The 14768-nt window shown below is 68.3% G+C and carries 17 protein-coding genes; 7 read left to right on the top strand and 10 right to left on the bottom strand.

Annotation, left to right across the window (positions count from 1 at the left end; all coding sequences use genetic code 11):
• The first annotated feature begins 38 nt into the window (after window positions 1-38).
• Window positions 39-422: a response regulator gene (locus tag ABAZ39_RS18660; RefSeq protein ID WP_081863153.1), complete on the top strand. Its 384-nt coding sequence runs from the start codon at window positions 39-41 to the stop codon at window positions 420-422.
• A gap of 11 nt (window positions 423-433) precedes the next feature.
• Here the strand turns inward: ABAZ39_RS18660 and plsY are convergent, their stop codons facing one another.
• From plsY to ABAZ39_RS18630, 6 genes are read right to left on the bottom strand one after another with little or no spacing between them, the layout of a single operon-like run.
• Entirely contained in the window at window positions 434-1042 is a 609-nt protein-coding gene (gene plsY, locus ABAZ39_RS18655; protein WP_040134334.1) for a glycerol-3-phosphate 1-O-acyltransferase PlsY, read from the bottom strand.
• Window positions 1032-2336 carry a dihydroorotase gene (locus ABAZ39_RS18650; RefSeq protein WP_040134333.1) on the bottom strand — a complete coding sequence of 435 codons (1305 nt, stop codon included), beginning with the start codon at window positions 2334-2336 and terminating at the stop codon, window positions 1032-1034. Before ABAZ39_RS18650 ends, plsY begins: the two co-directional genes overlap by 11 nt.
• Entirely contained in the window at window positions 2329-3291 is a 963-nt protein-coding gene (locus ABAZ39_RS18645) for an aspartate carbamoyltransferase catalytic subunit (RefSeq protein WP_040134332.1), read from the bottom strand. Before ABAZ39_RS18645 ends, ABAZ39_RS18650 begins: the two co-directional genes overlap by 8 nt.
• A 55-nt stretch (window positions 3292-3346) precedes the next feature.
• Window positions 3347-3853, bottom strand: coding sequence for a DUF6644 family protein (locus ABAZ39_RS18640; RefSeq protein ID WP_040134331.1), 507 nt, complete (start codon window positions 3851-3853; stop codon window positions 3347-3349).
• 26 nt (window positions 3854-3879) lie between these two features.
• Window positions 3880-4236: a DUF6152 family protein gene (locus ABAZ39_RS18635; protein ID WP_014198415.1), complete on the bottom strand. Its 357-nt coding sequence runs from the start codon at window positions 4234-4236 to the stop codon at window positions 3880-3882.
• 30 nt (window positions 4237-4266) lie between these two features.
• A complete protein-coding gene (locus tag ABAZ39_RS18630) occupies window positions 4267-5220 on the bottom strand; it encodes a transcriptional regulator GcvA (RefSeq protein WP_040134330.1) in 954 nt (317 codons plus the stop codon).
• 167 nt (window positions 5221-5387) lie between these two features.
• Here ABAZ39_RS18630 and ABAZ39_RS18625 point away from each other — a divergent pair, with 167 nt between their 5' ends.
• The 3 genes from ABAZ39_RS18625 (at window position 5388) to ABAZ39_RS18615 (ending at window position 6987) form a co-directional block, all read left to right on the top strand.
• Entirely contained in the window at window positions 5388-5633 is a 246-nt protein-coding gene (locus tag ABAZ39_RS18625) for a DUF1127 domain-containing protein (RefSeq protein WP_040134329.1), read from the top strand.
• Between the two features lie 36 nt (window positions 5634-5669).
• The gene (locus ABAZ39_RS18620; protein ID WP_040134328.1) at window positions 5670-6086 is read left to right on the top strand and encodes a GFA family protein; all 417 of its coding nucleotides are present in this window, start codon (window positions 5670-5672) and stop codon (window positions 6084-6086) included.
• A 154-nt stretch (window positions 6087-6240) separates the two neighbouring features.
• Window positions 6241-6987, top strand: coding sequence for an SAM-dependent methyltransferase (locus ABAZ39_RS18615; protein WP_040134327.1), 747 nt, complete (start codon window positions 6241-6243; stop codon window positions 6985-6987).
• A 21-nt stretch (window positions 6988-7008) separates the two neighbouring features.
• Here the strand turns inward: ABAZ39_RS18615 and ABAZ39_RS18610 are convergent, their stop codons facing one another.
• The 4 genes from ABAZ39_RS18610 to ABAZ39_RS18595 form a co-directional block, all read right to left on the bottom strand.
• On the bottom strand, window positions 7009-7884 hold the full coding sequence (locus tag ABAZ39_RS18610; RefSeq protein WP_144243593.1) for a hypothetical protein: 876 nt from the start codon (window positions 7882-7884) through the stop codon (window positions 7009-7011).
• 81 nt (window positions 7885-7965) lie between these two features.
• Window positions 7966-8895: an AEC family transporter gene (locus tag ABAZ39_RS18605; protein ID WP_040134325.1), complete on the bottom strand. Its 930-nt coding sequence runs from the start codon at window positions 8893-8895 to the stop codon at window positions 7966-7968.
• A gap of 7 nt (window positions 8896-8902) precedes the next feature.
• On the bottom strand, window positions 8903-9466 hold the full coding sequence (gene ruvX, locus ABAZ39_RS18600; RefSeq protein ID WP_040135529.1) for a Holliday junction resolvase RuvX: 564 nt from the start codon (window positions 9464-9466) through the stop codon (window positions 8903-8905).
• Between the two features lie 63 nt (window positions 9467-9529).
• On the bottom strand, window positions 9530-11206 hold the full coding sequence (locus ABAZ39_RS18595; protein ID WP_040134324.1) for a methyl-accepting chemotaxis protein: 1677 nt from the start codon (window positions 11204-11206) through the stop codon (window positions 9530-9532).
• Window positions 11207-11472: 266 nt separating this feature from the next.
• Here ABAZ39_RS18595 and gatC point away from each other — a divergent pair, with 266 nt between their 5' ends.
• Genes gatC through gatB form a run of 3 tightly spaced genes read left to right on the top strand, consistent with a single transcriptional unit; the run spans window position 11473 to window position 14714 of the window.
• Complete coding sequence (gatC, locus tag ABAZ39_RS18590; protein WP_014198426.1) at window positions 11473-11760, top strand: Asp-tRNA(Asn)/Glu-tRNA(Gln) amidotransferase subunit GatC; 288 nt, start codon at window positions 11473-11475, stop codon at window positions 11758-11760.
• Entirely contained in the window at window positions 11760-13241 is a 1482-nt protein-coding gene (gene gatA / locus ABAZ39_RS18585) for an Asp-tRNA(Asn)/Glu-tRNA(Gln) amidotransferase subunit GatA (protein WP_040134323.1), read from the top strand. Before gatC ends, gatA begins: the two co-directional genes overlap by 1 nt.
• A gap of 21 nt (window positions 13242-13262) precedes the next feature.
• On the top strand, window positions 13263-14714 hold the full coding sequence (gene gatB / locus ABAZ39_RS18580) for an Asp-tRNA(Asn)/Glu-tRNA(Gln) amidotransferase subunit GatB (protein ID WP_040134322.1): 1452 nt from the start codon (window positions 13263-13265) through the stop codon (window positions 14712-14714).
• The last annotated feature ends 54 nt before the right edge of the window (window positions 14715-14768 follow it).

The following is a 14768-nucleotide window of genomic DNA, read 5'->3' as shown; positions in this document are numbered from 1 at the left end:
GAGAGTGTCGGCCCGTTCGCCACCCGTGGAGGTTACCGGTGCGTTTCGCGAGGCCGCTCAAGATTCTTCTCGTTGAGGATGACTCGCTCACCGCCATGGCAATGGCCCGCATGCTGGAGATGGCCCATTGCACGGTCACCACCGTGACGGATGGGGAAGCCGGTTTGAACGCGCTGGCCGTTGGCTCCTTCGATGCGCTGATCACCGATCTGGTGATGCCCCGGCTGGGCGGCGAGGCGATGATCCGCCGGCTGCGCCTCGACTGGCCCGACCTGCCCATCGTCGTCCTGTCGGCCTCTCCGCCCGAGGACGGAATCCCCGGCCTGCAGGACGGGGAGGGCGGACCGCTGGTGATCCTGAGGAAGCCCGTCCTGGCGGGGGAGCTGCTGACGGCGATGGAACGGGTGTTCCTGAAGACCTGACCGGGGGGCGATCAGGCCTTCTTCTTGCCGAAGCTGATCTTCGGTTCCTCGCCCTTCAGCAGGCGCGTGATGTTCGCGGAATGGCGGATGGCGACCAGCACGGCGATGAACAGGCAGAGCCCCGCCACCAGCGGCCCGCCGAAGATCCAGCCGAAGATCGGGCTGAGGCCGAGGGCGGTCAGGGCCGACAGCGACGAGATTTTGAACAGGAAGGCCATCGCCAGCCACGTCGCGCAGGCGATGACGCCGACCGGCCAGGACACCGCCAGCAGCACGCCGAGCGCCGTCGCCACGCCCTTGCCGCCCTTGAAGCCGAGCCAGACCGGGAAGCTGTGGCCCAGCATGGCGCCGCCCGCCGCGAAGACCGCCGCCTCCGGCCCCGCCCAGGCGAGGGCGAGCAGGGCGGCGATGGCGCCCTTGCCGCTGTCCAGGATCAGGGTGGCGGCGGCCAGCGGCTTGTTGCCGGTGCGCAGCACGTTGGTGGCGCCGATGTTGCCGGAGCCGATCTGGCGAATGTCGCCCAGGCCGGCCAGCCGCGTCAGCACCAGCCCGAAGGGGATCGAGCCCAGCAGATAGCCCAGCAGGGCCGAGACAAGCAGGGTCACCGCATCAGCCCTCAAACTGCCAGACGGTGCGCCCGTCCACCACGGTGCGCAGCGGACGGCCCTGGACGGGGCGGTCCTCGAAGGGGCTGTTCTTCGACTTCGACTTGAAGGCGGCCACGTCCACCTTCCACGGCACGTCCAGGTCGAAGGCGATCAGGTCCGCGGGGGCGCCCTTGGCGATGCGGCCGAGCGGCAGGCCGAGGAGTTCGGCCGGCTTCACGGTCACGCAGGCCAGCGCCTTCAGCAGCGGCATGGCGCCCTTGTGCACCAACTCCAGCGTCAGCGGGAACAGCGTCTCCAGCCCGATCACGCCGCAGGCGGCCTGGGCGAAGGGCAGGCGCTTCTGGTCCTGGTCCTGCGGCGTGTGGTCGGAGGCGATGGCGTCGATGGTGCCGTCGGCCAGACCCTCCACGATGGCGCGCCGGTCCATCTCGCCGCGCAGCGGCGGGGACACCTTGGCGAAGGTGCGGTAGTCGCCGACGTCCGTCTCGGTCAGGGCGAAGTAATGCGGGGCGGTGTCGCAGGTGACCTTCAGACCGCGCGCCTTGGCGCGGCGGATCAGGTCCACCGACTCGCCCGTCGAGACGTGGGCGAAGTGCAGCCGGCCACCGGAGAGTTCGAGCAGGCGCAGGTCGCGCTCGATCATGATGATCTCGGCCTCCCGCGGGATGCCGACGAGGCCGAGGCGGGTCGCGCGCTCGCCCGAATTCATCATGCCGCCGCTGGCAAGGCTCGGCTCCTCCGGATGCTGGACGATCAGCTTGTCGAAGGTGCGGGCGTAGCTGAGCGCGCGGCGCATCGCCTTGGCGCTGGCGATCGCCTTGGTGCCGTCGGTGAAGGCCACGGCCCCGGCGCGGGACAGCAGGCCCATCTCGGTGATCTCGTTGCCGTCCGTCCCGCGGGTGGCGGCGGCGTAGGCGAAGACCTTGACCAAGCGCACCTCGCGGGCGCGCCGGGCGATGAACTCAAGGCTCGCCACCTCGTCGGTCACCGGGTCGGTGTTGGGCAGCAGGACCACGGCGGTGATGCCGCCGGCCACCGCGGCGCGCGACGCGCTCTTGATGGTGTCCTTTTCCTCCTCGCCGGGCTCGCCGATCAGGACGCGCATGTCGACGAGGCCGGGGGCGAGGCACTGGCCCTGGAGGTCCACGACCTCTGTCCCCTCCGGTACGCCGTCGGCGAACAGGGACGGGCCGAAGTCGGCGATCTTCGCGCCTTCGGTCAGCAGGTCGCCCCGCTGGTCCAGGCCGCTGGCGGGGTCGAGCAGGCGGGCGTTGCGGTAGGCGACGCGCGTGGCGGAATTAGACATCGGTCCCCCGGCGATCGCGGGTGAGAAGGTCGAGCACGGCCATGCGGACGGCCACGCCCAGCTCCACCTGATCGAGGATCATGGAGCGCTTGAGGTCGTCGGCGACCTCCGAATCGATCTCGACGCCGCGGTTCATCGGGCCGGGGTGCATCACCACCGCGTGCGGCTTCGCCACCGCCAGCTTCTCGTAGTCGAGGCCATAGAAGTAGAAGTATTCGCGGGTCGAGGGGACGTACTGGCCGCTCATCCGCTCCGTCTGGAGGCGCAGCATCATCACCACGTCGGCGTCCTTCAGGCCGGTCGCCATGGAGTGGTGGATCTCGACGCCCAGCCGGTCGATCTGCGAGGGGATCAGCGTCGGCGGCGCCACGACGCGGACGCGGGCACCCATGGCGTTCAGCAGATGGATGTTGGAGCGCGCGACGCGGCTGTGCAGGATGTCGCCGCAGATCGCCACGATCAGCCCGTCGAGGCGGCCCAGGCGGCGGCGGATCGCCAGCGCGTCCAGGAGCCCCTGCGTCGGGTGTTCATGGTGGCCGTCGCCCGCGTTGATGACCGAGCAGTTGACCTTGTCGGCCAGCAGCTTCACCGCCCCCGAATCAGCGTGGCGAACGACCAGCGCGTCGAGGTGCATGGCGTTCAGCGTCATCGCCGTGTCGATCAGCGTCTCGCCCTTCTTCACCGAGCTGCCGTCCGACGACATGTTGATGACATCGGCGCCGAGCCGCTTGCCGGCCAGTTCGAAGCTGGTGCGGGTGCGGGTCGAGTTCTCGAAGAACAGGTTGACGATCGTCCGCCCGTCGAGGAGCGACGACTTCTTCGAAGGCTGGCGGTTCTGCTCGACGTAGCCGTCGGCGAGGTCGAGGATGGTGGTGATCTCGCCTGCCGTCAGCCCCTCGATGCCAAGGAGGTGGCGGTGCGGGAAAACCGTCGTGGAATGGGGCGATCCGGTCATGGGCCGCGACTATAGGAGCGGTCCCGGACGCCCGCAAGCGCGCCCTATGACCTTTTTAAAGGTAGGCGATGAGGCGCCCGCAGGCCAGGACACCGACCCACAGCGCGAGCGAGGCAGCGCCGGCGAACCGGGCGCCCGGCGGTGGCCGGTCCGCAAGGCTCCAGCGCGCCATGCGGCGCCCGGCGAGGCCGTGGAAGACCAGGATGTTCAGCAAGGCCAGCCCGATCAATGCCAGCTTCGCCAGGAAGGCCGGGTTGCCGGCCAGCGCCGTCGCCTCCGTCGTGAAGAGGAGGAGGCCGGTCGGCACCGCCAGCGCGAAGCCGGTCACCGCCACCGGCAGGAGCAGCCGTGCCAGCGCATCCGCCGGCAGCAGCGGCGCCCGGACCCCGATCAGCCGCAGGTCGAAGGCCAGGATGGACCCGACCAGCAGGGCGAATCCGAGGATGTGGGTGATCTCGACCAGCGGGTAGAGCCAGACCGACTGGCGCAGCGATTCGCCGAGCCCGGACGTCTCAAGCGCGACAAGCCAGCCGGGGCCGGCGGGGGCGAGATCGTGGTCCATGGTGCGACCGGACGCGGGGGCCGCCGTCAGCGCAGCTCGATGGTCTTGTCGGCGGCGGTGATGCGCTCCGCCCGCAGCTCCGCTGGATCGGACTTGGCAGGATAGCCGACCACCGTCACGGTCTGGCCGGGCTTGATCGAATCGGCGGGCAGGCCGCGCGTGCTCATTCGGCTGGGCGGGGCGAGCACGACGTGCCAGACCTTGCCGTCGGCCTGGAGGTTCAGCATGGCGTGCGGGTTGTTGAAGGCGATCTGCTGCACGGTGCCGGTCAGCGTCATCTCCTGGCCCGCCTCATAGCCGCCCCAGCCATGGTGGGCGGCGGCGGGCCAAGCCAGCGAAGCGGACAGCAGGGCGGCGAGGGCGAGTGGGCGTGCGGGCGTCATGGCGCAACCTTTCCCCGGTCAGGCGTCTGTTCAGGCGTCTGGGGAAGAGGTTGTGGCGGACTCGGCCGCGGACAAGGTCCGGCTGTGAGCGTCCGCAGGATCGGCGGCGGCTTCCTCGAACAGCCAGTCGCGGAACGCCTTCACCTTTGGGCGCGAGAAGTAATGGGGCGGGGCGGCCACGTAATAGGCGTAGTTGCCCGGCAGGTGGACGTCGAACAGCCGGACCAGCCGCCCGGCGGCCACATCGTCCGCCACCAGGACGCCACGGGCCAGAGCGACGCCGCCGCCCTCCGCCGCGACCTGGAGCAGCAGCGCCGAATCGTCGAAGCGCGGGCCGCGGGCGTGGTCCAGCCCGGCGATCCCGGCGGCCTCGCCCCAGGTGCCCCAGGTGATGAAGTAATCGTCGTGGAGCAGCGTGTGGTGGCGCAGGTCCTCCGGACAGCACAGCGGGCGGGGGCCGTTGAGAAGCGAGGGGCTGCACACCGGGTAGATGTCCTCGGTCATCAGCCGCTCGCAGCGCAGGCCGGGCCAGTTGCCGGCGCCGAAGCGGATGCCGATGTCGACGTCCTGCTGGGTGAAATCCACGAGTTGCGGGGTGGTGTGCAGCCGCACTTCCAACTCGGGATGGCGGGCCTGGAAGCGGCCCAGCCGCATGACCAGCCACTTCGCGGCGAAGCTGGGCATGGTCGAAATGGTCAGCGCGCCGGACCCGTCCATGCGGAACAGCCGCTCCGTCGCGTGCGACAGCGTGTCGAGCGCGTCGCGCACCGGCGGCAGGTAGGATTGCCCGGTCTCGGTCAGGATCAGCGCGCGGTTCATCCGGCGGAACAGCGGCATGCCCAGCCATTCCTCCAGCCCCTTGATCTGGTGGCTGACGGCGGCCTGGGTGACGTGAAGCTCCTCCGCCGCCCTGGTGAAGGACAGGTGACGGGCGGCGGATTCGAAGGCGCGCAGGGCGTTCAGCGGCGGCAGGCGACGGGCCATGGAGCGACTCCGGGAGGCGGGATTCGGATTAGTTTTCCTAATCCAAACTATGAGAAAGCGTCGTTTGTGCGCAAGGACCGGGTGGCCCATCCTCCAGTCACGGAACACAGTTCGGAACGTCGGGCGACAGGCACCGACGACGACCGGACACAAGAGGAGACGCGGTCATGGCCCAGAGCATGAATGACGGCATGAACACCCGCACCGACGCGCGGGAGCGGCCCGGCCAGGGCATTGCCAATCATGGGATCGGAGGTGCGGTGGTCGCCCTGTTCGACACGGTGGCGACCTGGAACGAGCGGCGGCGCCAGCGGCGCGCGCTGGAGGCTTTGCCCGATCATCTGTTGCAGGATATCGGCCTGTCCCGCGCCGACGCGGTGACCGAGGCCGACAAGCCCTTCTGGCAGGGCTGACTTATTCCGATCGAGGAAACGGACGGGAGCGAACCGATGAGCGACGGCGGAGTTCTGGCGGGCGGGTGTCTGTGCGGCGCCGTTCGGTACGAAGTGGTCGAGCGGCCCATGGGGGTGGTGAACTGCCATTGCGGCCAGTGCCGGCGCTTCCACGGCCATTTCGGCGCCTACATCACCATCCCGCGCGAGACGGTGGCGGTGTCCGATTCGGACGGCACCCTGTCCTGGTACCGCTCCTCGGCGAAGGCCCAGCGCGGATTCTGTTCGCGCTGCGGGTCGTCGCTGTTCTGGAACGGCGACGAGTCCGACCTGCTTGACGTCGCCGCCGGGAGCCTGGACCAACCGACCGGCCTCGCCACGCTGCGGCACATTCATGTTGCCGACAAGGCGGACTATTACACCATCGACGACGGACTGGAGCGTTTCCCCCGGGGCGCTCCCGAGCCGCCGTAAGCTGCTGGACAAGTCGTCGCACATTATTGTGCCAGCACGGAAACCCGGCTATTGAGAACGGAGTCATGATAGATTGATTCCGTTCGAATATTTTTGACAAGAATATTCGGATTGTGGGGGAAGTTGTTCTTATTGATTGAGGGGGAAGCCGGCAATGGACATTCCGCGGATATTCAACATCACGGAAAGCGCCCATCGCATCCACAACCCGATCACCCCTGAGAAGCTCGCCACACTCGGCGCGGCGCTGCGTCTGGAGGCCGGGACCCGCGTGCTCGACCTCGGCAGCGGGTCGGGGGAAATGCTCTGCACCTGGGCGCGCGATCACGGCATCGTCGGCACCGGTGTCGACATGAGCCGGCTGTTCACGGAGCAGGCGACGCTTCGTGCCGTGGAACTCGGCGTTGCCGACCGGGTCGCGTTCATCCATGGCGATGCCGCGGGCTATGTCTCGGCCGAGAAAGTCGGTGTGGCGGCCTGCGTCGGGGCCACCTGGATCGGCGGCGGGGTGGCCGGCACGGTGGAACTGCTGGAGCGCAGCCTGTGCCGCGGAGGGATCATCCTCATCGGGGAGCCCTACTGGCGGCGCCTGCCGCCGACGGACGACGTCGCCAAGGGATGCCTTGCCCGGGCGGTTTCCGACTTCCTCACGCTTCCGGGCCTGCTCGCGTCCTTTCGCCAGCTTGGCTGCGACGTCGTTGAAATGATGCTGGCCGATCAGGACGGCTGGGACCGCTACGAGGCGGCCAAATGGTTGACCATGCGCCGGTGGCTCGAAGCCAATCCCGACGACGAGCTTGCGCCGGAGGTCCGGGACAAGCTGACCTCGGAGCCCGAGCGCTACGCCACCCACACGCGTGACCATCTGGGGTGGGGCGTGTTCGCGCTGATGAGGCGTTGACGGGCTGTCGCGTGCTCTGGATTACGGGATGAGGCCCTGAAGAGTCCGCAGTATGTTTGCGGAGCGTTCTTTGGCGTCATCATCCACACCGTTGACGATGACCATGCCAACGACGCCGCCGTGTCCGTCCTTGCCGTTCGTGATGGCGTAGGCGTTGGCCGCATCGCCCGGAGTCCAACCGCCCACGCTGTCCAGCGACGCACCGAGCGCCGAGGCCCTGATGTTGGACAGGGCGGCTTGAGCGTTCGTGCCGCCCCTCTTCAAATCGACCAGGGACGTGTCGGCACTGGGTTTCCTGCCGCTGTCGAACAGGATGCGGAGGTTTCCGCCTTTCTCCGCGCCATTCGGCAGGAACGTGACGTCGAACATACCGGTGCTTCCGCCGCTTTTGCCGCTCCACATGCTTTCACCCGTCGTCTGCAGCATGTTGGCCACCGCCGGCGGCATCTCCGGTTCGATCAGCCCATTCTTTTCCGCCAAGTTCCTTATGGCGGTCAGCGCGGCTCCGCCCGCCGCCCAGCCGTTCCGTTCCGCGTCCAAACCGAAGGTCTGGTTGACGAGATCACGCACCTTGCTCCTGTAGTCCGTGTGCGTCTTCCGCCACTCGGCGTGGGCCGCCATCGCTTCGGGTGTGAAGCGATCCGCGTCGGCGTCCAGTCCCGGCACCGTCTTCGCGGCGGCCGCGGCTTGAGCCAGCGATTCGGCGGTCACGGATAGCTTGGTCGGGCTGCTCATCATGAATTGTGCCTCGGCCGACAGGGTGACCGTGTCCACGGGTCCGGAAGCGGGTGCCTCCGCTGCCGTGGAGACTGCTGCAACCGAAGTGTTTCCTGCAGCTTTCCCCAGGGCCACCGATGACTGTGTTTGGCTGTGGGCCGTTGCGGGAGCGATGGTCATGGCTGTGCAAGTCCCCATGAAGAACTATCCAGGGTAGTTTTCGCGGGGATTGCCTAACGAATTATGAATGGCGACGGGCCGTCAGCCCGCCAAGGCGACGACCAGCGGCAGCGTGGCGGCGGAGGCGAGAGTCTGGACGGTGATGATGCCGGCCACGAGCGCGTGGTCGCCGCCCATCTGCCGGGCCAGGACATAGGAACTGGCCGAGCAGGGCAGGGCATTGAACAGCACTGCGATGGTCAGTGGCAGCCCGTCCACCCCCAGCCACAGCCCAGCGAGCGCCGTCGCGGCAGGCACCAGCAGCAGTTTCAGGACGCTGGACAGCGCCACGCCGAACCCGGCGCCGCGCGCCGCGGCGAGGTCCAGCCCGGCGCCGACCGACAGCAGCCCCATGGGCAGGGCGGCCCGCGCCAGGATGCCCACCACGTCGCCGATCACCGGAATCCGGCCGATCCCGCTCAGATTCAGGGCGGCGCCGATGGCGACGGCGATGATGATCGGGTTGCGCAGAATGCCGGAGACGACCGCGCCGACGCCGCTGCGCTGCGCCGCTCCGTCCGCCACCCGCCCATAGCGCACCATCGCCGTGACGCAGAGCAGGTTGACCAGCGGCACCACCACGGCGATGCCCACCGCCGTCAGCGTCAGCCCGGCGGACCCGTAGAGCGCGCCGGCCCCCGCCAGACCCACATAGGTGTTGGGCCGGATCGCCCCCTGGAAGACCGAGGTGAAGGCCGGACCGTCCAACCCGATCGGACGCCGGACGGCGAGCGCAAGGGCGGCGCCGGCGAAGACCCCCGCCGCCATCGTTCCGCCCATCGAACCCATGGACAGCGCGCGCAGGTCGGTGCGCGTCAACTCGTCCACGATCAGGCAGGGAAAGAACAGAAGATAGGTCAGCCGGTCGAGCGACGGCCAGGCGGATTCGGGGATCACGGCGCGGCGGCGCAGCCCCTGGCCGAACAGGATCAGCAGGAAGATCGGGGCCAGCGCCCCGGCGATGGGCAGCATGGCGCCGTCAGGCGTCCCCGTCGCCGCCGCTATCGCCGCCGCCGATGTCGTTGTCGTACTCGTCGCGCTCCCGCTGCTCCCGCTCCATGCGGCGGATGTGGGCCAGCGCGTCAAGCGCGCCTTGCAGGATGTAGGCGGCGGCCATCTTGTCCACCACCTCGTCGCGGCGCTTGCGGGTCATGTCGGCCTCGCCGATCATGAAACGCTCGACGGCGGAGGTCGACAGCCGCTCGTCCCAGAAGGCGATCTCGGCGTCCCAACCCAGCAGGTCGGACCGCTCCATCAGGTTCTTGGCGAAGGCGCGGGTGGACTCGGCGCGCGGCCCCTCCGACCCGTCCATGTTCAGCGGCAGCCCGATCACCAGCCCGCCGATCCCGTAATCGCGCAGCGTCCGCGACAGCTCGCGGGCGTCCTGGGTGAACTTCGTGCGCTTCAGCGTGCCGATCGGCGAGGCGACGACGAAGTTCGGGTCGGACACGGCCATGCCGACGGTCTTGGTGCCGACGTCGAGGCCGAGCAGGCGCTGGCCACGGCCCAGGCGGGCGGCCAGTTCGGGAAGCGTGTGGATCATGTCGCGAACCATAGAAGCCGCAAGCCCGGACGGCAAGCCCGGCGGCGCGGGGAGCCGGGCGCCTCAGGCGTTGCGGATGCGCTGAACGAACTCGTCCACCGATCGGCGCATCGCCTGGGCGTGGTCGCCCAGGCTGTTGGCGGCCCCCAGCACATCCGCCGCCGCCTGCCCGGCCTCGCGAGAGGCGTCGTTCACCTGCAGGATGCTGCGCGAGGCGTCGGCAGTGCCCTCGGCGGCCTGCTGGACGTTGCGCGAGATCGCCCCGGTCGCCGCGGACTGGCGTTCCACGGACAGGGCGATGGCCCCGGCGATGTCGTTCACCCGCCGCACCGTGTCGGCGATGTCGCGGATCGCCGACACGGCGTCCTGGGTTTCCTCCTGGATCGCCTGGATCTGGGCCGCGATCTCCTCGGTGGCGTGGGCGGTCTGGTTGGCGAGGCCCTTCACCTCGTTGGCGACGACGGCGAAGCCCTTGCCGGCCTCCCCGGCGCGGGCGGCCTCGATGGTGGCGTTCAGCGCCAGCAGGTTGGTCTGCGAGGCAATCTGCTGGATGAGCTGAACCACGCTGCCGATGCGCTCCGCCGTGCCGGACAGGCTTTCCACCGTGGCGTTGGTGCGCTGCGCCTCCTCGAGTGCGGCCCGGCTGGTGCGGGCGGCGCTGTCCACCTGCTGGCCGATCTCGGCGATCGAGCCGCTCAGCTCCTCGGTGGCGGCGGCGACGGTCTGGACGTTGCCGGACGCCTGTTCGGTCACCGTGGCGACGGACGACGCCTGGGCCGTCGTCCGTTCGGCGATGGCCGTCATGCTGCGCGCGCTGCCCTGGAGCTGGCCCGCCGCCGCGGCAACGGCGCTGACCAAGTCCTGAACGCCGGTCTGGAAGGAGTCGGCCAGCTCGTTCATCAGCCGCCGCTTCTCCGCCGCGGCCCGCTGGTCGGCCTGCCGGGCTTCCTCCTCCATGGCGCGGTTGCGCTGGAGGCTGTCCTTGAAGACCAGCATGGCGCCGGCCATCGCGCCGATCTCGTCGCGCCGGTTCTGTGCGGGAATGGCGATGGAGAGATCACCGTCGGCAAGCCGGCGCATGGCCTCGGTCATGGCGCGCACCGGTCCGGCCACCGAGCGGGTGGTGAGCAGCGCGGTCAGCAGCAGGATCGCCGTCATCGCCAGCGAGATCGACACCCCGATCATGCCGTAGCGTTCGGCGGTGTCGTCATACTCCTTGTCCGCTTCCCTGGCCTCGCGGGCGGTGGAGTCCTTGATCTTCTCGTAAAGCTCGGACATGGCGGCCAGCTCGCGGTCGATCCGGTCGTCCATGGCGCGGGTCCGCGCGTCGGCGGGGCCGCTGCGCAGGATGGGCAGCATCTCCGTCTCGAAGATGCCCACGGCGGCCCGGAAATGCCGCTCGGCCTCATCCGCCCAACGGCGCTCCTCCGGCGTGTCCATCACCTCAGCGGTCTTGCGGATGTAGAGTTCGGCGTTCCCGCGGACGGCCTTCCACTGCTCGTCGTGTTGCGGGGCGTAGCCGTTGATCTGCGCGTCGGCCACGATCTTGTAGAGGCGCCCGTCATAGCCGGCGAGTTCGGTCAGCGTCGTGGCGTCGGCGACCCGCCGCATTCCCTCCTGCTGCAGGTCGCTCAGCCGCGTCATGGCAATGTTGTTGAACAGCGCGACGGCGGCGAAACCCGCCACGCCGATGCCGAAGCCGAGGAAAAGGCGTTTCGCCAGCGTCAGTGATGCCGTCATTGGGGGCCTGCCGGGTTGGGTGCGATAAAATGGCTTCGGCACGAATTTGATTTGTATGTTGGTCAATCTAACAGGGAATCGGACACCGCACCATGCGGTGTCGGTTGCGGAAACCTTTTGCCGTGCCTCCGTCTCCCGGAGCCATCCGGTCACCGGTGCGGAGGCGGGCGCCGGTGGAAGGGATATCCCTGAATCATTGCGGTAATAGAATTCGGGTGATAGCTTCCAAGCCGTTTTTCCAGACGTTTCGGAAGAGAGTGGAAGGCATGTCGCTCGACAAGGCCACCGTGGCCAAGATCGCGCATCTGGCCCGCATCAAGGTGCCGGACGATGAACTGGATCACCTGGCGGGTGAGCTGAGCCAAATCCTGACCTTCGTCGAACAGTTGGGCGAGGTCGACACGCAGGACGTGCCGCCGATGACCAGCGTGGCCGCGCAAACCCTGCGCCGCCGCAAGGACGAGGTGACCGATGGCGGTTACCGCGACGCCGTCCTCTCCAACGGCCCGGAGACGGCCGAAGGCTTCTACGTCGTTCCGAAGGTGGTCGAGTGATGACCGGTCTTACGCATCTGACCATGGCGGCGGCCCTCGACGGCCTCGCCAAGAAGGAGTTCACCGCGGTCGAACTGACCGAGGCCCACGTCAAGGCGGTGGAGACGATCCGTCCCCTGAACGCCTTCATCACCGAGACGCCGGAGCAGGCGCTGGCGATGGCCAAGGCGTCCGACGCCCGCCGGGCGAAGGGCGAGGCCGGCCCGATGGAGGGCCTGCCCATCGCGGTGAAGGACCTGTTCTGCACCAAGGGCGTGCCGACCACCGCGGCCAGCCACATCCTCGACGGCTTCAAGCCTGAGTATGAGTCCACCGTCACCAGCAACCTGTGGCGCGACGGCGCCGTCATGCTGGGCAAGGTGAACCTGGACGAGTTCGCCATGGGCTCGGCCAACATCACCTCCCACCACGGCAACGTGATCAGCCCGTGGAGCCCGGGCGAGGTCGGCAACTGGTCGCGCCAGCTCGTTCCCGGCGGCTCGTCGGGCGGCTCCGCCGCGGCGGTGGCCGCGCGCGCCGCGCTGGGCGCCACCGGCACGGACACCGGCGGCTCGATCCGCCAGCCCGCCGCCTTCACCGGCATCGTCGGCATCAAGCCGACCTACGGCCGCTGCTCGCGCTGGGGCGTGGTCGCCTTCGCTTCCTCGCTGGATCAGGCCGGGCCGATGACCCGCACGGTCGAGGACGCGGCGATCATGCTGCGCTCGATGTGCGGCTTCGATCCGAAGGATTCGACCTCGGTCGACATGGCGGTGCCGGACTTCCGCGCCGCGCTGACCGGCGACATCCGTGGCCTGAAGGTCGGCATTCCCAAGGAATACCGGGTCGAGGGTATGCCCGCCGAGATCGCCGCGATCTGGGACCAGGGCATCGAATGGCTGAAGCAGGCCGGCGCCGAGCCGGTGGAGATCAGCCTGCCGCACACCAAGTACGCGCTGGCCACCTACTACATCGTCGCCCCGGCCGAGGCGTCGTCGAACCTCGCGCGCTACGACGGCCTGCGCTACGGCCTGCGGGTCGAGGGCGCCAGCCTGAAGGACATGTACGAGAACACCCGCGGCGCCGGCTTCGGCAAGGAGGTCCGCCGCCGCATCCTGATCGGCACCTACGTGCTGTCGGCGGGCTATTACGACGCCTACTACAACAAGGCCCGTCAGGTGCGCACGCGCATCAAGTGGGACTTCGACGAGGCGTTCAAGACGTGCGACGTCATCCTGACGCCGACCGCGCCGAGCACCGCCTTCGCCATCGGCGAGAAGATGGACGATCCGATCCAGATGTACCTGAACGACGTGTTCACGGTCCCGGCTTCGCTGGCCGGCCTGCCGGGCATGTCGGTTCCGGCGGGCGTCGGGTCGGACGGGCTGCCGCTGGGTCTCCAGCTCCTGGGCCGGCCCTTCGATGAGGAGACCGTCCTGCGCGTCGGTCAGGTCATTGAGAAGGCCGCCGCCGTCACCGCCACCCCGCCGTTCATGGCCTGAGCCGGACGAGAGAAGAGACCGATGTCGTACATTCAGGGCGAAACGGGCGATTGGGAAATCGTGATCGGGCTGGAGGTCCACGCCCAGGTCATCTCGAACGCCAAGCTGTTCTCCGGCGCCGCCACCGCCTTCGGCGCGGAGCCGAACAGCCAGGTCAGCTTCGTCGACGCCGCCTTTCCCGGCATGCTGCCCGTCATCAACGAGCATTGCATCGAGCAGGCGGTGCGCACCGGCCTGGGGCTGAAGGCGCAGATCAACCTGCACTCGGTGTTCGACCGCAAGAACTACTTCTACGCCGACCTGCCGCAGGGCTATCAGATCAGCCAGTATCTGCAGCCCATCGTCGGCAAGGGCGAGATCGTGCTCGACCTGCCGGACGGCTCCTCCCGCACGGTCGGCGTCACGCGTCTGCACCTGGAGCAGGACGCCGGCAAGTCGCTGCACGACCAGCACCCCGCCAAGACCTACATCGACCTGAACCGGTCGGGCGTGGCGCTGATGGAGATCGTGTCGGAGCCGGACATGCGCACCGCGGAGGAGGCCGGCGCCTATGTGCGCAAGCTGCGCTCCATCCTGCGCTACCTCGGCACCTGCGACGGCAACATGGAGGAAGGCTCCATGCGCTGCGACGTCAACGTGTCGGTGCGCAAGCCGGGCGCGCCCTTCGGCACGCGCTGCGAGATCAAGAACGTCAACTCGATCCGCTTCGTCATGCAGGCGATCGAGTACGAGGCGCGCCGCCAGATCGAGATCATCGAGGAAGGCGGCAAGATCGACCAGGAGACGCGTCTGTGGGACACGACCAAGTTCGTGACCCGCTCCATGCGCTCCAAGGAAGAGGCGCACGACTACCGCTACTTCCCCGATCCGGACCTGCTGCCGCTGGAGTTGGACGCCGAATGGGTCGAGGACATCAAGAAGACCCTGCCGGAACTGCCGGACGACAAGAAGGCCCGCTTCATCAGCGAGTACAAGCTGTCGCCCTATGACGCCAACGTGCTGGTGTCGGAGAAGGCCCGCGCCGACTTCTACGAGGCGGTCGCCAAGGGCCGCGACCCGAAGCTGGCCGCCAATTGGGTCACGGGCGAGCTGTTCGGCTATCTGAACAAGGCCGGCAAGGAGATCGAGGAGAGCCCCGTCTCGGCGGAGAACCTCGGTGGCCTGATCGACCTGATCGCCGACAACACCATCTCCGGCCGAATCGCCAAGGAAGTGTTCGAGGCGATGTTCGAGACCGGCGAGAAGCCCGCCGACATCGTCGAGAAGAAGGGCCTGCGTCAGGTCACCGACACCGGCGCCATCGAATCGTCCATCGACGCTGTGTTGGCCGCCAACGCCGACAAGGTGGCGGAGTTCCGGTCGGGCAAGGACAAGCTGTTCGGCTTCTTCGTCGGTCAGGTCATGAAGGCGACCCAAGGCAAGGCCAACCCGGCCCTGGTCAACGAAATCCTGATGGCCAAGCTGAAGGGCTGATCGGGAAACGGTTGTGACGCCATGCCATGGCATGGTGCGGCGTCATAACCGTTG

This window comes from Azospirillum argentinense (assembly GCF_000632475.1).
GTDB lineage: Bacteria > Pseudomonadota > Alphaproteobacteria > Azospirillales > Azospirillaceae > Azospirillum > Azospirillum baldaniorum.
The sequence above is the reverse complement of the archived record's forward strand: the minus strand, read 5'-3'. Positions and strand labels throughout refer to the sequence as shown.